The sequence below is a fragment of the Nocardioides sp. P4_G4 genome, assembly GCF_056401085.1.
On sequence record NZ_JBFUKA010000051.1, the window covers coordinates 1 to 17,586 of the forward strand.

Genomic DNA, 17,586 nt, shown 5'->3' on the forward strand with positions numbered 1-17,586 from the left:
CGGCAGGGCGACGCGGTGGCTGCGCGGGCGGCGTACGACCAGGCCATCGCGGCGTGCCGCAACGACGTGGAGCTCGCGCACCTGCGCGAGCGACGCCGCGCCCTCGGTTGAGCGTCGCCGCTAGGCCTCGTCGATGCGCTGCTGCTTGGCCAGCACGGTGAGACCGTCCTCGACGACGAACCCGCGCGCCCGGTCCTCGTCGGCGTCCACCCCGATCCGGACGCCCGGCGGCACGATGACGCCCTTGTCGAGGATGGCGTTGCGCACGATCGCGCCCTCGCCGACATGGACACCGTCCATGAGCACGGAGTCGGACACCTCGGCGCCGTCCTTGACCCAGACCGCGGGCGAGAGCACCGACTGGTTGACGGTGCCGCCGCTCACCACCACGCCGGGAGACAGGATCGAGTTGAACGTCGACGGGCCACCGCCGCTGGCTCCGGAGACCAGCTTGGCCGGCGGGTGCGGACCGTAGCTGGTGTAGATCGGCCAGGCCGAGTTGTAGAGGTTGAAGACCGGCAGGGGCGACACCAGGTCCATGTGGGCCTCGTAGTAGGAGCGCATCGTCCCCACGTCGCGCCAGTAGCCGCGGTCGCGGTCGGTCGAGCCGGGCACCGTGTTGTCCTTGTAGTCGTAGACCGAGGACTCGGACGTGTCGACGAACCACGGCACGATGTCGCCGCCCATGTCGTGCTTGGACTGCTCGAGCTCGGCGTCGCGTGTGACCGCGTCCCGCAGGGCGTCGGCGGTGAAGACGTAGTTGCCCATGCTCGCCAGCACCTCGTCCGGCGAGTCGGGCAGGCCGACGGGGTCGGTGGGCTTCTCCAGGAACGCGCGGATGCGCTGCGGGTTGGTGGGGTCGACGTCGATGACGCCGAACTGGTCGGCCAGCCCGATCGGCTGGCGGATCGCGGCCACCGTGCAGCCGGCGCCCGACTCGACGTGGTCGGCCACCATCTGGGAGAAGTCCATCCGGTAGACGTGGTCGGCTCCGACGACGACCACGATGTCCGGCTGCTCGTCGGTGAGCAGGTTGAGCGACTGGTAGATCGCGTCGGCGCTGCCGAGGTACCACCGCTTGCCCACGCGCTGCTGGGCCGGGACCGGTGTCACGTAGTTGCCGAGCAGGTTGGACATCCGCCACGTCGTCGTCACGTGCCGGTCGAGGCTGTGCGACTTGTACTGCGTCAGCACGACGACCTTGAGGTAGCCGGAGTTGACGACGTTGGACAGGGCGAAGTCGATGAGGCGGTAGATGCCACCGAACGGCACCGCCGGCTTGGCACGGTCCGCGGTGAGCGGCATCAGCCGCTTGCCCTCACCGCCGGCAAGGACGATGGCGAGGATCTTCTTGCGGGCGGGTGTGGCACTCATGCCCCGAAACTAGTGGGGCACGGACGGCGCGGTCGACCCAAACGCCGGAGTAAGTTCCCGCTCATGCGAATCGACGTGCTGAGCAAGGAGTACCCGCCCGAGGTCTACGGCGGTGCCGGCGTCCACGTGGCCGAGCTGGTCCGCGCCCTCCGGGCGCAGCCGGGGGTCGACACGCAGGTGCGCTGCTTCGGTGCGCCGCGCGACGAGGCCGGCACGACGGCGTACGCCGAGCCCTCCTCGCTCGCGGCGGCCAACGGCGCCATCAAGACCCTGGGCGTCGACCTGGCCATGGTCGACGACTGCGCCGGCGCGGACCTCGTGCACTCGCACACCTGGTACGCCAACATGGCCGGGCACCTCGCCGGCCTCATGCACGGCATCCCGCACGTGGTCAGCGCCCACTCCCTGGAGCCGATGCGGCCGTGGAAGGCCGAGCAGCTCGGCGGCGGCTACGCGTTGTCCAGCTGGGTGGAGCGGACGGCGTACGACGGTGCCGCCGGCATCATCGCGGTCAGCGCCGCCATGCGCGACGACGTCCTGCGCAGCTATCCCGACGTCGACCCCGCCAAGGTGACGGTGATCCACAACGGCATCGACACCGACCTGTGGTCCCCGGTCTCCGACGCCGACCGGGTCCGCGCGCTCGGGGTGGACCCCGACCGGCGCAGCGTGATCTTCGTCGGCCGGATCACCCGGCAGAAGGGCCTCCCGCTGTTCCTGCGGGCGGTGGCCGAGCTGCCGCCGGACGTCCAGCTGATCCTGTGCGCCGGCGCCCCGGACACTCCCGAGATCGCCGCCGAGGTGCGCAGCCTCGTCGACGGCCTCGCGGCCGGACGCGACGGCGTCGTCTGGATCGAGGAGATGCTCCCCCGCGCCGACGTCGTCGCCCTGCTGAGCCAGGCGACCGTCTTCGCCTGCCCGTCGATCTACGAGCCGCTCGGCATCGTCAACCTCGAGGCCATGGCGTGCGAGACCGCGGTGGTCGCGACCGCGACGGGAGGCATCCCCGAGGTGGTGCGGCATGGGGAGACCGGGTGGCTCGTGCCGATCGAGCAGGCCACCGACGGCACCGGGACCCCGCTCGCCCCCGAGCAGTACGTCGCCGACCTGGCGGCGGCGCTCAACGACGCCGTGAGCGACCCCGGGCGCGCCCGTGCGTACGGCGTCGCCGGCCGGGCCCGCGCGCAGGAGGCCTTCAGCTGGGGTGCGATCGCCGGCCGGACGCTCGACTTCTACCGCTCCGTCGGCGCCTGACGCTCGCGGTGTCGCCGTGCGGCGGCGCAGACACGCGGACATTGGTCGCCTCCGACCCGGACCTCGCCCCGGGGCGCTCGCCGACCAGGTGACCATGGTCCGCGCGTCTCCGCGCCTGTGGATGACGCGCACGGAGGTCCCGCGACACCGAGCATGCTGACCCGGTGGACGTGGTCACCGCGATCGAGCGCTCGGGAGGGCTCTCGACCCGTGCCGCGCTGATCCGGGCGACGAGCCGGACCGAGGTCGATCGTGCGCTGGAGCACGGGACCATCACCCGGGCGGGGCACGGTCGCTACGCGCTGCCGACCGTGGACGCCGCGGCGAGGGTGGCCCACGGCGCCAACGGTGTGCTCGGGCTCACCAGTGCCGCGCTCCACCACGGGTGGGAGGTGAAGGCAGTACCCGAGAAGCCGCACGTGATCTTCCCCCGCAAGCGCAACATCCCCGCCAAGTGGCGCGACCAGGTGGTCGTCCACCGCGGCGACCTGGTCGTCGACGACATCGCCGACGGAGCAACCAGTCGTGAGCTGACCCTGACCCAGTGCCTGCGGCTGCTGCCCGACGACGAAGCACTGGTGATCGCGGACTCGGCGCTGCGCCACGGCGAGCTGGCGACCCTCCGGCGCGCCGCGGCAGCGGTGGTGGGACGAGGCCAGGCGGAGGCTCGGCGCATCGGGCTGGAGGCCCGCGCCGATGCCGCCAACCCCTTCGAGTCCGTCACTCGCGCGATCTGCCACACGGTGCCGGGGCACCGTGTCGAACCGCAGGTCGTCATCTCGTCGCCCACGTGCTGGGCGCGCCCCGACCTGGTGGACGTCGATCGGCGCCTCGTGGTCGAGTGCGAGTCCTTCGAGTGGCACGGGAACCGGGCCGGGTTCCGCAAGGACGTCCGGCGCTACACGCTGCTGGTCGCCGACGGGTGGACCGTGCTGCGCTTCACCTGGGAGGACGTGATGTTCCGACCCGAGTGGGTGCGCGCCGTGCTCGTCCGCGCGGTCGGCGTGGACGCGCGGACATTGGACCGCCGCGCCTGGCCCGTCGCCGCCTGAGTGTCCCTCGCCCGGCACGCAAGGTCCGCGTGTCCACGGAGCGCAGGGACCACCGGTTGACCGGCGGTCCCTGCGCGTCCGGGTGCTGCGTGGTGCGGGGCTACCGGGCTGCGGGCGCCGGCTCGGGCTCGTAGGCGTCCGTGTCGTGGTCGTCGACCATCGTGGTCTCGTCGAAGGGGTCCTCCCCGGCCAGCACCCGGTCGAGCTGGGGGCGGTCGAGGGTGTCGGTCCACTGACCGATCAGGATCGTCGCCACCGAGTTGCCGGCGAAGTTGGTCACCGCGCGGGCCTCGGACATGAAGCGGTCGATGCCGACGATGAGGCCGACGCCGTCGAGCAGCTCGGGGCGGTGCGAGGACAGGCCGCCGGCCAGGGTGGCCAGGCCGGCGCCGGTGACACCGGCGGCGCCCTTGGAGGCGATGATCATGAACAGCAGGAGCGAGAGCTGCTCGCCGATGCTGAGCGGCTTGTCGAGCGCGTCGGCGATGAAGATCGAGGCCATCGTCAGGTAGATCGCGGTGCCGTCGAGGTTGAACGAGTAGCCGGTCGGGACGACGACGCCCACGGTGGTCTTCGCGACGCCGGCGTGGTTCATCTTCGCGATGAGGCGCGGCAGCGCCGACTCGGAGGAGGAGGTGGAGACGATCAACAGGAACTCGCGGCCGAGGTACTTGAAGAGGCTGAGGATGTTGACGCCGGTGACCAGCTTGAGGATGGTGCCGAGCACGAGGAACACGAACAGGAAGCACGTGATGTAGAAGGCCACCATGATGGTCGCGAGGCTCTTGAGCGCGTCCACCCCGGTCTCGCCGACGACGGCCGCGATGGCGGCGAAGGCACCGACCGGGGCGGCCCACATGATCATCGACAGCACCCGGAAGACCAGGCGCTGGAGGTGACCGATGCCGGTGAGGATCGGCCGGCCGGCGCGACCCATCGACTGCAGCGCGAACCCGACGAGCAGCGCGACCAGGAGGGTCTGGAGCACCTCACCCGAGGTCAGCGCCGACAGCATCGAGTCGGGGACGATGCCGGTGATGAACTCGGTGGTCGAGCCGTGYGCCGCCGCGGCCTGCTCCTGGCCGACACCCGCCACGTCGTCGGAGAGGTTGAGGCCCTCGCCCGGGTCGATGAGGTTGCCGACGAGCATGCCGATGCCGAGGGCGACGGTCGACATGATCAGGAAGTAGGCGAGCGCGAGGCCACCGACCTTGCCGACGCTGGCCGCACTGCGCACGGACCCGACGCCCAGCACCAGGGTGCAGAAGATGACCGGCTGGATCATCATCTTGATGAGGGCCACGAACGTGGTTCCGATCCACTTCAGGCCCACGGCGAACTCGGGAAAGACGAGGCCGACGACGGCCCCCAGGACCACGGCGACGATCACCGCGATGTACAGGTAGTGGGTGCGGTCGCGCTTGACCGTCGTCCCTTGGGTGGTCGTGCTCATGGTTCCTCCGACTACGTGCTGCTGGATGAGTGCGGGCCTGTGCCCTGCGCCACATCCTGTGGCGCCTTGTGACGGCCGTCACCCTTGTGGTCGTTGAGTTCACGCGGGCGCGATGCACGGCGTCGGTACGCGGTCGTACCCGGCGAGCAGTGCGGCACAATGCCCGCATGCCCCCCTCCGCGGCGCTACGTCGGGAGAGCCCGGTCGCTCGCCAGATCCTGCTGCTCCAGGTGCTGGTCGTGCTCGTCCTGGTGGTCACCGCAACTGCCCTCGCGGCCCTCGACGCCCGCCGCGACACCCGCGACTCGGCGCGCGACGAGGCCGTGACGGTGGCGGTCGCGGTCGCCGACTCCCCCGCCGTGACCGAGGCGCTCGACACCCCGGACCCCACCGCGACGCTGCAGCCCTTCGCCGAGGCGGTGCGCGCCGACACCGCGGTGGACTTCGTCGTGATCATGGGCCTGGACCGGCGGCGCTACACCCACCCGACGACGTCGCTCATCGGCAAGAAGTTCGTGGGAGACCTCGGCGGCGCACCGCGCGGTGAGGTCTTCACCCAGGAGTACGTCGGCACGCTGGGGCGCTCGATCCGCTCCGTCGTCCCGGTCCTCGACGACGGCCGGGTCGTCGCGCTCGTGTCCGTCGGCATCACCCTCACCCGGGTCGACGAGCAGCTGCGGCACGACCTGCCAGGGATCCTGGTCGCGGGTCTCGGCGCGCTCGCGGTCGGCCTGTGCGGCGCGTGGCTGATCAGCCGGCGGCTGCGGCGCCAGACGCACGGCCTCGGCGAGCGGGAGATCACCCGGATGTACGAGTACTACCGGGCCGTGCTCGCCGCCGTGCGCGAGGGACTCGTGCTGGTGGACACCCGGGGTCAGGTGCAGCTCGTCAACGACGAGGCCCGCCGGCTCCTGGAGCTGCCCGAGGACGTCGTGGGGCAGTCGCTCGCGGACCTCGGGCTGCCGCCGGGACTGGTCGCCGCGGCGGCCAGCGACTCCCCCCAGCCGGACACGATCTACGTCCTCGGCGAGCACGTCCTGCTGATCAGCTCGGCCCCCGCCTTCTGGGAGGGCGACGAGGTGGGCGCCGTGGTGACCCTGCGCGACCGCACGGAGCTCCAGTCGGTGACCGGGGAGCTCGACGTGGTCCGCGGGCTCACCGAGTCGCTGCGCGCCCAGAACCACGAGGCCGCCAACCGCCTGCACACCGTGGTCTCCCTCATCGAGATGGGCCGCTCCGAGCGGGCCGTCGACTTCGCCACCGAGGAGCTGCGCTTCGCCCAGGAGCTCGCCGACCAGGTCGTCGGCGCGGTCCAGGAGCCGGTGCTCGCCGCACTGCTCCTGGGCAAGACCGCCGAGGCCGCCGAGCGGGGCATCGACCTCGTGGTGGACGGCGAGGTGGTCGCCGACGAGCTCACCGTGCGACCGCGCGAGCTGGTCACCGTCCTGGGCAACCTCGTCGACAACGCGATGGACGCCGTCAGCGAGCAGTCGGAGCGCCGGATCCTGGTGCACGTGGAGGGCGACGCCGAGGGTGTCACCGTCGTCGTGGAGGACAGCGGGACCGGCGTCCGGACCGAGGACGCGGAGCGGGTCCTCGAACGCGGCTGGTCGTCCAAGGCCAGCGGTGGTCGCGGCATCGGCCTCGCCCTCGTCGGCCAGGTCGCGCGCCTGCACGGCGGGTCGGTCGAGGTCGAGGCCTCCGACCTCGGCGGCGCGAGGTTCACCGTCACCMTGCCCGGAGCCCACCCCGCAGCCCACCCCGCTGACCACCCCGGGGCGACCCGGTGAGCGCCGACGTCCGCGTGCTCGTGGTGGAGGACGAGGAGCTGGCCGCGGAGGCACACGCCGAGTACGTCCGCCGGGTGGACGGCTTCGAGCTCGCCGGCGTGGTGCGGTCGGCCGCGGAGGCGTTGCGACACCTCGGCCAGGACTCCGCGGTCGATCTGGTGCTGCTCGACATGCACCTCCCCGACGGCCACGGCCTGGCCCTGCTCCACCGGCTGCGCGCCGCCGGACACCTGTGCGACGTGATCGCCGTGACGTCGGCGCGGGACACCGAGGTCGTTCGCCGCGCGGTCACCCAGGGTGTCGTGCTCTACCTGCTTAAGCCGTTCTCGTACGCCATGTTCCGCTCCAAGCTGGAGCACTACGCCGCGTACCGGGCGCAGCTGGCGGGCATCGACGACGACGTCGTGCAGGACGAGGTCGACCAGGTCTTCGGCGCCCTGCGCACCCGATCCGGTGCCGCGGAGCTGCCCAAGGGCCTCGGTCGCGAGACGCTGCGCCAGATCACCGAGGCGCTGCGCGACCCGGACGCATCGGAGGGCCTGTCGGCGACCGAGGTCGGCGCCGTGGTCGGCGCCTCGCGGGTCACCGCCCGGCGCTACCTCGAGCACCTCGCCGACCAGGGCCAGGTGGAGCGCTCACCCCGGTACGGCGGCGGCGGTCGCCCGCAGGTCGCCTACCGCTGGCGCCGCTGACGCGACCTCCGGTGCTCAGCCGAGGAYCAGCCCGGGGTAGAGCGGGTGCTTGTCGAGCATCTCGCCGCTCGCGGCCTTGGTCCGCTCGGCCACGCCGTCGCCGAGGACGTACGACGCCTTGGACGGGCCACCGGCCTTGGTGGTGCCGGCCTCGGTGTTGCTGAGCACGTCGACGATGAGCTCGGCCACCGTGTCGAACTCGTCGTGGCCGAAGCCGCGGGTGGTGAGCGCCGGGGTGCCGAGGCGGATGCCGGAGGTGTACCAGGCCCCGTTGGGGTCGCCCGGGATCGAGTTGCGGTTGGTGACGACGCCGGCGTCGAGCAGCGCCGACTCGGCCTGGCGCCCGGTCAGGCCGAAGCCCGACACGTCGAGCAGGACGAGGTGGTTGTCGGTGCCGCCGGTGACCAGACGGGCGTCGCGCTTGAGGAAGCCGTCGGCCAGGGACTGGGCGTTGTCGGCGATCTGCTGGGCGTAGGCGCGGAACGAGCTCTGGCGGGCCTCGGCGAAGGCGACCGCCTTGGCGGCCATGACGTGCGACAGCGGGCCACCGAGCACCATCGGGCAGCCGCGGTCGACGTCGGCGGCGAACTCCTCCTGGGCCAGCACCATCCCGCCGCGAGGGCCGCGCAGGGACTTGTGGGTCGTGGTGGTGGTGATGTGCGCGTGCGGGACGGGGTCCTCGTCGCCCGTGAAGACCTTGCCGGCCACCAGACCGGCGAAGTGCGCCATGTCGACCATCAGCACGGCGCCGACCTCGTCGGCGATCTCGCGCATCGTCGCGAAGTTCACGCGACGGGGGTACGCCGAGTAGCCGGCCACCAGCACGAGCGGCTTGAACTCGCGCGCCTTGGCGGCGACGGCGTCGTAGTCCAGCAGGCCCGTCTCCGGGTCGGTGCCGTACTGCTGCTGGTGGAACATCTTGCCGCTGATGTTGGGGCGGAACCCGTGGGTCAGGTGGCCGCCGGCGTCCAGGCTCATGCCCAGCAGCCGCTGGTTGCCCAGCTCGTGGCGCAGCGTCTCCCAGTCGGCCTCGGACAGCTCGTTGACGTTCTTGGCCTGCAGCTTCTGCAGCGCGGGCGTCTCCACACGGTTGGCCAGGATCGACCAGAAGGCGACCAGGTTGGCGTCGATGCCCGAGTGCGGCTGGACATAGGCGTACGGCGCGCCGAACAGCTCGCGCGCGTGCTCGGCGGCCAGCGACTCGACGGTGTCGACGTTCTGGCAGCCGGCGTAGAAGCGGTGCCCGACGGTGCCCTCGGCGTACTTGTCGGAGAGCCAGGTGCCCATGGTGAGCAGCACCGCCGGCGAGGCGTAGTTCTCCGAGGCGATGAGCTTGAGCGAACCTCGCTGGTCGGCCAGCTCCTGGCGCGTCGCGTCGGCGATCCGCGGCTCGACGGCGCCGATCACCTCGAGGGCCTGGGTGTACGCGCTGCTGATGAGGGAGTCCGTCATGTGGCACAGCCTAGAGGGCCCGACGACGCCGGGCCGCCCCGTGTCCGCGTGCTCGACGGAGTGTGACGTGGGCCGCACCTGACCCGCGATCCCGCGTGGAACCGCCCATGCCGTCTCACTATGTGGAGGCTCGTCTCTCATGATGAGATTTCGTCTTGTGGTGAGGGTGTCCGGGGCTTGAGACTCCTTGACATGAGTCTTGCTGTCACGCACCAGTTCCTCGTGGTTCGACGCCACGTCGACCTCGGGCGCACCGGCAGCATGATGTGTTGGCACCGCTGAACCACGCCGCCCCCCTGCACATCCGCGCCCACCGTCGCGCGCGGCCCTCAGCGAAGAAGGACACGACCTCGTGACCAGCACCCCGACTGCTCCCTCCGGCTCGCCGGTCAAGCCCGCCCGCCGCAAGCGCGGCGAGGGCCAGTGGGCCCTCGGCTACTCCGAGCCGCTCAACAAGAACGAGCAGAACAAGAAGGACGACAACCCCCTCAACGTCCGGGCCCGCATCGAGAACATCTACTCCAAACGCGGCTTCGACTCCATCGACCCGGCCGACCTGCGCGGCCGCTTCCGCTGGATGGGGCTCTACACGCAGCGCGCCCCCGGCTTCGACGGCGGCAAGACCGCCATGCTCGAGGAGGAGGAGCTCGATGACCGCTTCTTCATGATGCGCGTGCGCACCGACGGCCAGGTGCTCGGCCCCGAGCAGCTGCGTGCGCTGGGCGAGACGTCGACGACGTACGGGCGCAACACCGCCGACATCACCGACCGCAACAACATCCAGTACCACTGGATCGAGGTCGAGAGCGTCCCGGCCATCTGGGAGCGCCTCGAGTCGGTCGGCCTCATCACCATCGAGGCGTGCGGCGACTCGCCGCGCCCCTTCCTGGGCTCGCCGGTGGCCGGCATCGCCAAGGACGAGATCATCGACGGCTCCTCGGCGCTCGCGGAGATCAAGGCCCGCGCGATCGGCAACCCCGAGTTCTCCAACCTGCCGCGCAAGTTCAAGACCGCCCTCACCGGGCATCCCAGCCACGACGTGGCCCCCGAGGTCAACGACATCTCCTTCGTCGGCACCGTCCACCCCGAGCACGGCCCCGGCTTCGACCTGTGGGTCGGCGGCGGGCTGTCGACCAACCCGATGCTCGCCCAGAAGCTGGGCGTGTGGATCCCGTTGGACGAGGTGGCCGACGCCTGGGAGGGCGTCGCGTCGATCTTCCGCGACTACGGCTACCGCCGCCTGCGCTCCAAGGCGCGGCTCAAGTTCCTGGTGGCGGACTGGGGCGTGGAGAAGTTCCGCGAGGTGCTGGAGACCGAGTACCTCGAGCGCCAGCTGGTCGACTGCCCCTCCCCCGCGACCCCGGTCTCCCAGGGCGACCACATCGGCATCCACGAGCAGAAGGACGGCAAGTTCTACGTCGGCGCCGCCCCCGTGGTCGGCCGCATCGACGGGACCACTCTCACCGCCCTGGCTGATCTCGTCGAGCAGTACGGCGCGCTGGGCGCTCGCCTCACGGCGTACCAGAAGCTGGTGGTCCTCGGCGTGGACGCGGCCGACACCGCGGCCTTCGCCGACGGCCTGGAGAAGATCGGCCTCACCGCCCGCCCCAGCAACTGGCGACGCAGCACCATGGCCTGCACCGGCATCGAGTTCTGCAAGCTGGCCATCGTCGACACCAAGGAGCGCGCCCGCCTGCTCGTCACCGAGCTGGAGAAGCGCTTCCCCGAGCTCGACACCCCCATCTCCATCAACGTCAACGGCTGCCCCAACGCCTGCGCCCGCACCCAGGTCGCCGACATAGGCCTCAAGGGGCAGCTCGTCCTCGACGAGGACGGCAACCAGGTGGAGGGCTTCCAGGTGCACCTCGGCGGCGCGCTGGGCCTGCAGGCCAACTTCGGTCGCAAGCTGCGCGCGCACAAGGTGACCAGCGTCGACCTGGACGACTACGTGACCAACGTGGTGACGGCGTACCTCGCCRACCGCACGGACGGCGAGTCGTTCGCGACCTGGGCCGCCCGGGCCGACGAGGTCCACCTGCGCGGCGAGAAGGCCGCGGAGGCGGTCTGACGTGAGTGAGCGCGCGGTCGCCCAGCACTGCCCCTACTGCGGCGAGACCACCCTGTGGCCGCTGGAGGACGGGTGGGAGTGCCGGTCGTGCCTGCGTGCCTTCTCCGTGAAGTACCTCGGCCTCACCCGACCCGACAGCAGCCGGACCGACAACAGCGGAGGAGGTGCCCGATGAGCCTGTCCACCCAGGCCGCCCGCGAGTTCAAGGGCACCCACACCGACGGCCGCACCCCCGAGGAGCTGCGCGAGCTGGTCTCCCACGTGGGCGCCGAGCTCGAGCTGGCGCCGGCCGAGAACATCATCGAGTGGGCCGTCGCGACGTTCGGCGAGCGCTTCTGCATCACCTCCTCGATGGGCGACGCCGTCCTCGCGCACCTGGCCTCGACGGTCGCGCCCGGCATCGACGTCGTCTTCCTCGACACGGGCTACCACTTCGTCGAGACGATCGGCACCCGTGACGCCGTCGAGGCGACGCTGCCGGTCACCCTGCGCACCGTGAGCACCTCCCTCACCGTCGCCGAGCAGGACCAGCAGTACGGCAAGGACCTCTACAAGTCGGACCCTGACCTGTGCTGCGCGCTGCGCAAGGTCACCCCGCTGGCCGACACCCTCGGCGAGTACGACGCCTGGGCCACCGGGTTGCGCCGGGCCGAGACGCACAACCGCGTGATCGCGCCCGTCGTCGGCTGGGACGCCAAGAAGCAGAAGGTCAAGGTGTCGCCCATGGCGCGCTGGACCGACGAGCAGGTCGAGCAGTACATCCTCGACCACGGCGTCCTGGTCAACCCGCTGGTGCACGACGGGTACCCGTCCATCGGGTGCTGGCCCTGCACCCGGCGCGTCGCCCCCGGCGACGACCCGCGCAGCGGTCGCTGGGCCGGCACCACCAAGACCGAGTGCGGGATCCACGCATGAGGCTCCTCGATCTTCTCAGCACGGGCGACAACGACGTCGACCTCCACACCACCACCCACGATGGGAGGCCCCTCTGATGGCCGCTCCTGCACTGGTTGCCCTGGCTCACGGAAGCCGTGACCCCCGCTCGGCCGCCACGATCACCGCGCTCGTCGACGAGGTCCGCTCCATGCGCCCCGACCTGCGCATCGAGGCGGCGTTCCTCGAGCTCTCCAAGCCGTCGTTCGAGACGGTGGTCAACAAGCTGGTCCGGGCCGGCTACGACGAGGTCGTGGTCGTGCCGCTCCTGCTCACCGAGGCCTACCACGCCAAGGTGGACGTGCCCGAGGCCATCGCCGCGGCGACCGAGCGGCACCCGGGCCTCACCATCCGGGCCTCCAAGGTGCTGGGCATGGAGGCCGCCTTCCTGGAGGTGCTCGACCTGCGCCTGCGCGAGGCGCTCAAGGACGCCCGGGTCCGCGAGCTGGACGCCCTGGTCCTGGCCGCCGCCGGGTCCTCGGACCCCCTCGCCAACCAGGCCGTGGCGCGGCTCGCCCGCACCTGGGGCACCCGCCACAAGCTGCCGGTGACGGCTGCCTTCGCCTCCGCCGCTCCGCCGGCCGCCGGCGAGGCCGTGCGGGCCTTCCGCGCCGAGGGCCGTCGTCACATCGCTGTCGCGTCGTTCTTCCTGGCCCCCGGGTTCCTGCCCGACCGGGCCGCGGAGCTGTCGCTCGAGGCGGGCGCCGTGGCGGTGTCCGCACCTCTCGGGGCGCACCCCGAGGTCGCCCGCGTGGTGCTGGCCCGCTATGCCGTCGGCGCGGTCGAGCTCGTCCCCGTCTGAGCCACCAGCCTGAGCGCCTCGCGCCGTGACAGCGGCGCGAGGTGCTCGGCATGCGACGCGACGTACGCCCGCACCCACGCCGCGTCCGTTCGGCTGTGCTCACGCAGCGCCCACCCGATCGCCTTGCGGACGAAGAACTCCGAGCCGTACGCAGACCCCTCGAGGTTGGCGTCGAGCACGTCCGCGAGCAGGACCGTGTCCGTGGCGCCCCGGTGCCGCAGCTGGGACAGGATCGCAGTCCGCCGCACCCACATGCTGTCCTCGTCGCGGGACCAGGCGCGCACGACGGGGGTCAGGGCCGGGCGGTGGACGGCCAGCACACCACCGACCAGGTGGCTCGCGATCTCGTCGACCACGTCCCACCAGGCCCCGGTCCGCACCATGTGCAGGAGCAGCGGCACGAGGTCGGGGTCCGTCCAGCGCCGGTAGTGGCGGTGCCGCAGCAGCGCGATGGCGGCGTACCACTCATCGCGGTGGGTGGCGCCGTCCCACAGCTCGCGAGCGGTGTCGCGCCAGGTGTCGGGGTCGCGCAGGCGGTGCTCGGCGAGCAACGGCCGTAGCAGTGTCCGGAGCTCAGGGGCGCTGAGGCCGCGGTAGGGCAGGGCGGACTTCATGTACGCCTGCTGCTGCCGGGCCCGCTCGGGATCCCCGACCCGCTCCAGTGCTCGCCGGACCGCCGCGACGAGGTCGGCGTCGGCGCTCACGTCCCGGAGCTCATCCCACCAGGCGCTCGAGCAGGTGCTCCAGCTGCCGGGCGGGGTCGGTGGTGACGCCACCGTGCACCGGACCGGGTTGCAGCACCGTGCTCCTGGGGGCCTTGAGGAAGCCGAACCGCTGGCCCAGCGACTGCTCGGCCGCCGCGCCACCGCGCGCGTCGCCGCGTGCGACCCCCTCGACGAAGGCCAGCGCCGCGCAGACCTGCTCCGGGTCCAGCCCCGGGTCGAGGGCGGCGAGGCGCTCGGCATCGCAGCGCCAGGCGACGTCGAGGTGGTCGGCCGCCTGGCAGTAGAGCACCACGCCGACGTTGAGGAACTCCTCGCGGTCGGGGCGTGGCACGCAGCGCAGGACGACGTACTGGTAGGCGAGACGCTTCACGCCCCACCGCCGGGGAGCCACTGGCGGGTGCCGAGGCGGGCCACGAGGAACTCGACGTACGCCGCCCGCAGCGCGTCCGGTGTCTCGGTGCCCGGCACCGGCTCCAGCCACGCGTCGGGGACCCGGGAGAGGATCCGGGCGAAGGTGTCCCGCTCCAGGAGCGAGGTGACCTCGGCGTCCGCCGTCGCGACGCCGCCGAGGTGCCGGCCGAGCACGTGGTCCGAGGCGTCCCAGGGTTGGCGGGCGAAGCGGCCGGGGTCGGTCACTCCCCCGGCCCATCCGTGGTGGAAGTACAGGGAGGCGCCGTGGTCGATCACCCACAGGTCGCCGTGCCACAGCAGCAGGTTGGGGTTGCGCCACGACCGGTCGACGTTGGCGCAGAACGCGTCCAGCCAGATCACCTTCGCGGCCTCGCCGGCCTCGGTGGTCCCACCCGGGTCGAGCACCGTGTCGTCGAACCCGAAGGCCCCCGGCAGGAAGTCGACGCCCAGGTTGAGCCCGGCACTCGCGTTGAGGAGGTCCTGGACCTCCTCGTCGGCCTCGTAGCGCGCGATCTCGGGGTCGAGGTCGAGGGCGACCAGGCGAGGGGTGCGTAGGCCCAGGTGCTCGGCGAGCCCGCTGACGATGACCTCGGCGACGAGCACCTTGAGACCCTGGCCGGCGCCGCGGAACTTGCACACGTAGGTGCCGAGGTCGTCGCCCTCGACGATCCCGGGCAGGCTGCCGCCCTCCCGCAGYGGGGTGACGTACCGCGTGACGAACACCCCGGGGAGCGTGGTCTCCTCGGTGTGCGACGGTGTCGCGGTCACGTGACCGGGTCCTCCTCGACGAGGCGACGACGCTCGCCCGTGACGTCGAAGTCCGCCGGCGGCCAGACCGGGGCGAGCTCCTCGAGGGCCTCGTGCAGCATGGTGGCGATCGCCCAGTTGCGGTACCACTTGCGGTCGCTGGGCACGACGTACCACGGCGCCTCGGGGGTGTTGCAGCGCTCCAGGGCGATCTCGTAGGCGTCCTGGTAGGCGCGCCACTGCGAGCGCTCGTCGATGTCCCCGGGGTTGAACTTCCAGTGCTTGGTCGGGTCGTCGAGCCGGGCGAGGAGGCGCCCCTTCTGCTCCTCGGCGGAGATGTGCAGCATGCACTTGAGGACGGTGACCCCGCGGTCGGCGAGCTCGGCCTCGAAGCGGTTGATCGCGTCGTAGCGACGGGTGATCGCCGACCGGGTCGTCAGCTCACGCACCCGGGCGATGAGGACGTCCTCGTAGTGGGAGCGGTCGAAGACGCCCACCATGCCGGCCTCGGGCACCGCGCGCCGCACGCGCCACAGGAAGTCGTGGCGCCGCTCCTCGGCGTTGGGCGCCTTGAAGGAGGTGATCCGCACACCCTGCGGGTCGATGAGGCCGACCGAGTGCCGCAGCACCCCGCCCTTGCCAGAGGTGTCCATGCCTTGCAGGACGAGCAGCACGCGGTGATGACCGTCGGACTTGCCCTGGGCGTAGAGCCGCTCCTGCAGGTCGGCGAGTGGCTCGCCCACCGCGGGCAGCGCCGCCTTGCCGGCCACCTTGTCCCCGTCGAAGCCGGGGGTGGCGCGGGGGTCGATGTCGGCCAGGTCGACCGGCCCCTGCGGGAGGCGCAGGAGGGGCCGTACGGCCTCCCCGGTGGGACCGGCTGTCTGCTTCTTCTTCTTGCCCATCGCTGCAGTATGTCCCAACCCGTGGGCGGCTAGGGCGAGTCGAGGTCGACGTCGTCAGCGCCGAGCTCGTCCTTGACCACGGCGAACGCCATGCCCGGCGGGTATCCCTTGCGGGCCAGCATCCCCACCAGCCGCCGCGTCGCCTTGTCGCGCTCGAGGCCACGCATGGTGCGCATCTTCTTGCGGACCAGGCCCCGGGCCGCGGACTCCTCGTCGTCGGGGTCGATCTCGTCGAGCGCGTCGCGGGCCACCTCGTCGTCGATGCCCTTGCGGCGCAGCTCCTGGGCGAGGGCGCGGCGTGCGAGTCCCTTGCCCGGCTGACGGGAGGCGATCCACGCACGCGCGAAGGCCTCGTCGTCGACCAGGCCCACCTCCTCGAACCGGTCGAGCAGGGCGGCCGCCAGGTCGGCCGGCACTTCCTTCTTGGCCAGCTTGTCGGCCAGCTCCTTGCGCGAGCGGGCCTGGCCCGTCAGCGCGTCGAGCAGGATCTTGCGGCCCACCGACTCGTGATCCGGCTCCGGGTCGGCGCGGACCGACTCGGGCACCGATGCCGGGAGCTCGGGCGCCGGGCGGGTGGAGCGAGAGCCACGGGCCGACCGAGACCTCGGCGTCGACCGAGGACCCGGGGTGGGCGCGGACTCTCGCGCCGACCTTGTCCAGGCCTCGACACCGTCGTGGACGTCACCCGCCCACGTCGGCATCGGCCTGGACTCACCCGACCGAGGGGCCCGCTCAGAAGTCATCCACGCCGATGGGCTCGTCGGAAAGGTCGGACGGAGCGTCGACCTGCGGTCCGACCCCGAGCTTCTCGAGGATCTTCTTCTCCAGCTCGTTGGCCAGGTCAGGGTTGTCCTTGAGGAAGGTGCGGGCGTTCTCCTTGCCCTGGCCGAGCTGGTCGCCCTCGTAGGTGTACCAAGCGCCGGACTTGCGGACCAGGCCGGCCTCGACCCCCACGTCGATGAGGCCACCCTCGCGGCTGATGCCCTTGCCGTACATGATGTCGAACTCGGCCTGCTTGAACGGCGGGGCGACCTTGTTCTTGACGACCTTGACGCGGGTGCGGTTGCCCACCATGTCCTGGCCGTCCTTGAGGGTCTCGATGCGACGCACGTCGAGGCGCACCGAGGAGTAGAACTTGAGCGCGCGGCCACCGGTGGTCGTCTCGGGCGAGCCGAACATGACGCCGATCTTCTCGCGGAGCTGGTTGATGAAGATGGCCGTCGTGCCGGAGTTGTTGAGGGCACCGGTCATCTTGCGCAGTGCCTGGCTCATGAGTCGCGCCTGGAGGCCCACGTGGCTGTCACCCATCTCGCCCTCGATCTCGGCACGCGGCACGAGCGCGGCCACCGAGTCGATGACGATGAGGGACAGGGCGCCGGAGCGGACGAGCATGTCGGCGATCTCGAGCGCCTGCTCACCGGAGTCGGGCTGCGAGACCAGCAGGGCGTCGGTGTCGACACCGAGCGCCTTGGCGTAGTCGGGGTCGAGCGCGTGCTCGGCGTCGATGAAGGCGACGATGCCGCCGGCCGCCTGGGCGCTGGCCACCGCGTGCAGGGCGACCGTCGTCTTTCCCGAGGACTCGGGACCGTAGATCTCCACCACACGGCCGCGGGGCAGGCCCCCGAGGCCCAGGGCCACGTCGAGTGCGATGGCGCCGGTCGGGATCACCTCCAGCGGAGCGCGGCTGTCGTCGCCCAGTCGCATGACCGAGCCCTTGCCGAACGACTTCTCGATGTTGGCGAGTGCGGCATCCAGTGCCTTCTCGCGGTCTCCACCAGCCATGTGCGTGTCCTTTGTGTCCGTCGGGTAGTCAGGTACGTCTGCGACGCTAGGACGAGCCACCGACAATGCCTGATCAGCACTGTCGAACGCTGTGGAGAACCTCGCCGTTCGTCGTACCTGTGGACACAATCTAGCCCGAACAGCTGTTC

General features: G+C 71.4%; 17 protein-coding genes. 8 read left to right on the top strand and 9 right to left on the bottom strand.

Annotated elements, in window-relative coordinates; translation table 11 throughout:
- Positions 1-120 precede the first annotated feature (120 nt).
- Positions 121-1,374 carry a glucose-1-phosphate adenylyltransferase gene (glgC, locus tag AC1DQF_RS13110; protein WP_477525661.1) on the bottom strand — a complete coding sequence of 418 codons (1,254 nt, stop codon included), beginning with the start codon at positions 1,372-1,374 and terminating at the stop codon, positions 121-123.
- Positions 1,375-1,437: 63 nt separating this feature from the next.
- Here glgC and glgA point away from each other — a divergent pair, with 63 nt between their 5' ends.
- Positions 1,438-2,628: a glycogen synthase gene (gene glgA / locus AC1DQF_RS13115; RefSeq protein WP_477525662.1), complete on the top strand. Its 1,191-nt coding sequence runs from the start codon at positions 1,438-1,440 to the stop codon at positions 2,626-2,628.
- A 164-nt stretch (positions 2,629-2,792) separates the two neighbouring features.
- Entirely contained in the window at positions 2,793-3,680 is an 888-nt protein-coding gene (locus tag AC1DQF_RS13120; RefSeq protein WP_477525663.1) for a DUF559 domain-containing protein, read from the top strand.
- 100 nt (positions 3,681-3,780) lie between these two features.
- Here AC1DQF_RS13120 and AC1DQF_RS13125 read toward each other — a convergent pair whose 3' ends face one another.
- Positions 3,781-5,133 carry a cation:dicarboxylate symporter family transporter gene (locus AC1DQF_RS13125; RefSeq protein WP_477525664.1) on the bottom strand — a complete coding sequence of 451 codons (1,353 nt, stop codon included), beginning with the start codon at positions 5,131-5,133 and terminating at the stop codon, positions 3,781-3,783.
- 167 nt (positions 5,134-5,300) lie between these two features.
- Here AC1DQF_RS13125 and AC1DQF_RS13130 point away from each other — a divergent pair, with 167 nt between their 5' ends.
- Positions 5,301-6,923, top strand: coding sequence for a sensor histidine kinase (locus tag AC1DQF_RS13130; RefSeq protein WP_477525665.1), 1,623 nt, complete (start codon positions 5,301-5,303; stop codon positions 6,921-6,923).
- Entirely contained in the window at positions 6,920-7,615 is a 696-nt protein-coding gene (locus AC1DQF_RS13135; RefSeq protein ID WP_477525666.1) for a response regulator, read from the top strand. Before AC1DQF_RS13130 ends, AC1DQF_RS13135 begins: the two co-directional genes overlap by 4 nt.
- A 15-nt stretch (positions 7,616-7,630) precedes the next feature.
- Here AC1DQF_RS13135 and AC1DQF_RS13140 read toward each other — a convergent pair whose 3' ends face one another.
- Positions 7,631-9,067: a glycine hydroxymethyltransferase gene (locus AC1DQF_RS13140; RefSeq protein ID WP_477525667.1), complete on the bottom strand. Its 1,437-nt coding sequence runs from the start codon at positions 9,065-9,067 to the stop codon at positions 7,631-7,633.
- 352 nt (positions 9,068-9,419) lie between these two features.
- Between AC1DQF_RS13140 and AC1DQF_RS13145 the strand changes: the two genes are divergently transcribed.
- The 4 genes from AC1DQF_RS13145 (at position 9,420) to AC1DQF_RS13160 (ending at position 12,870) form a co-directional block, all read left to right on the top strand.
- Entirely contained in the window at positions 9,420-11,135 is a 1,716-nt protein-coding gene (locus tag AC1DQF_RS13145; RefSeq protein WP_477525668.1) for a nitrite/sulfite reductase, read from the top strand.
- A 1-nt stretch (position 11,136) separates the two neighbouring features.
- Positions 11,137-11,310 carry a hypothetical protein gene (locus AC1DQF_RS13150; RefSeq protein ID WP_477525669.1) on the top strand — a complete coding sequence of 58 codons (174 nt, stop codon included), beginning with the start codon at positions 11,137-11,139 and terminating at the stop codon, positions 11,308-11,310.
- Entirely contained in the window at positions 11,307-12,050 is a 744-nt protein-coding gene (locus AC1DQF_RS13155) for a phosphoadenylyl-sulfate reductase (RefSeq protein WP_477525670.1), read from the top strand. The genes AC1DQF_RS13150 and AC1DQF_RS13155 overlap by 4 nt, the downstream gene beginning before the upstream one ends.
- Positions 12,051-12,126: 76 nt before the next feature.
- Entirely contained in the window at positions 12,127-12,870 is a 744-nt protein-coding gene (locus AC1DQF_RS13160; RefSeq protein ID WP_477525671.1) for a sirohydrochlorin chelatase, read from the top strand.
- On the opposite strand, the gene AC1DQF_RS13165 is transcribed toward AC1DQF_RS13160, so the two are convergent.
- The 6 genes from AC1DQF_RS13165 to recA all read right to left on the bottom strand — a co-directional run bounded on the left by AC1DQF_RS13165 (position 12,834) and on the right by recA (position 17,437).
- Positions 12,834-13,574, bottom strand: a complete 741-nt coding sequence (locus tag AC1DQF_RS13165) for a DNA alkylation repair protein (RefSeq protein ID WP_477525672.1) — start codon at positions 13,572-13,574, stop codon at positions 12,834-12,836. The genes AC1DQF_RS13160 and AC1DQF_RS13165 overlap by 37 nt on opposite strands.
- A 10-nt stretch (positions 13,575-13,584) precedes the next feature.
- On the bottom strand, positions 13,585-13,965 hold the full coding sequence (locus AC1DQF_RS13170) for a DUF3037 domain-containing protein (RefSeq protein WP_477525673.1): 381 nt from the start codon (positions 13,963-13,965) through the stop codon (positions 13,585-13,587).
- Positions 13,962-14,774 carry a HipA family kinase gene (locus AC1DQF_RS13175; RefSeq protein ID WP_477525674.1) on the bottom strand — a complete coding sequence of 271 codons (813 nt, stop codon included), beginning with the start codon at positions 14,772-14,774 and terminating at the stop codon, positions 13,962-13,964. The genes AC1DQF_RS13170 and AC1DQF_RS13175 overlap by 4 nt, the downstream gene beginning before the upstream one ends.
- Positions 14,771-15,655, bottom strand: a complete 885-nt coding sequence (locus AC1DQF_RS13180) for a PPK2 family polyphosphate kinase (protein WP_477525675.1) — start codon at positions 15,653-15,655, stop codon at positions 14,771-14,773. The genes AC1DQF_RS13175 and AC1DQF_RS13180 overlap by 4 nt, the downstream gene beginning before the upstream one ends.
- 29 nt (positions 15,656-15,684) lie before the next feature.
- On the bottom strand, positions 15,685-16,200 hold the full coding sequence (locus AC1DQF_RS13185) for a regulatory protein RecX (protein ID WP_477525676.1): 516 nt from the start codon (positions 16,198-16,200) through the stop codon (positions 15,685-15,687).
- A gap of 187 nt (positions 16,201-16,387) precedes the next feature.
- Positions 16,388-17,437, bottom strand: coding sequence for a recombinase RecA (gene recA / locus AC1DQF_RS13190; protein ID WP_477525677.1), 1,050 nt, complete (start codon positions 17,435-17,437; stop codon positions 16,388-16,390).
- Positions 17,438-17,586 lie beyond the last annotated feature (149 nt).

Excerpts from the sequence above, each read along its gene's own strand:
- AC1DQF_RS13180 (WP_477525675.1), bottom strand. The coding sequence starts at position 15,655 with ATGGGCAAGAAGAAGAAGCAGACAGCCGGTCCCACCGGGGAGGCCGTA.
- recA (WP_477525677.1), bottom strand. The coding sequence starts at position 17,437 with ATGGCTGGTGGAGACCGCGAGAAGGCACTGGATGCCGCACTCGCCAAC.
- AC1DQF_RS13160 (WP_477525671.1), top strand. The coding sequence starts at position 12,127 with ATGGCCGCTCCTGCACTGGTTGCCCTGGCTCACGGAAGCCGTGACCCC.
- AC1DQF_RS13155 (WP_477525670.1), top strand. The coding sequence starts at position 11,307 with ATGAGCCTGTCCACCCAGGCCGCCCGCGAGTTCAAGGGCACCCACACC.
- glgA (WP_477525662.1), top strand. The coding sequence starts at position 1,438 with ATGCGAATCGACGTGCTGAGCAAGGAGTACCCGCCCGAGGTCTACGGC.
- glgC (WP_477525661.1), bottom strand. The coding sequence starts at position 1,374 with ATGAGTGCCACACCCGCCCGCAAGAAGATCCTCGCCATCGTCCTTGCC.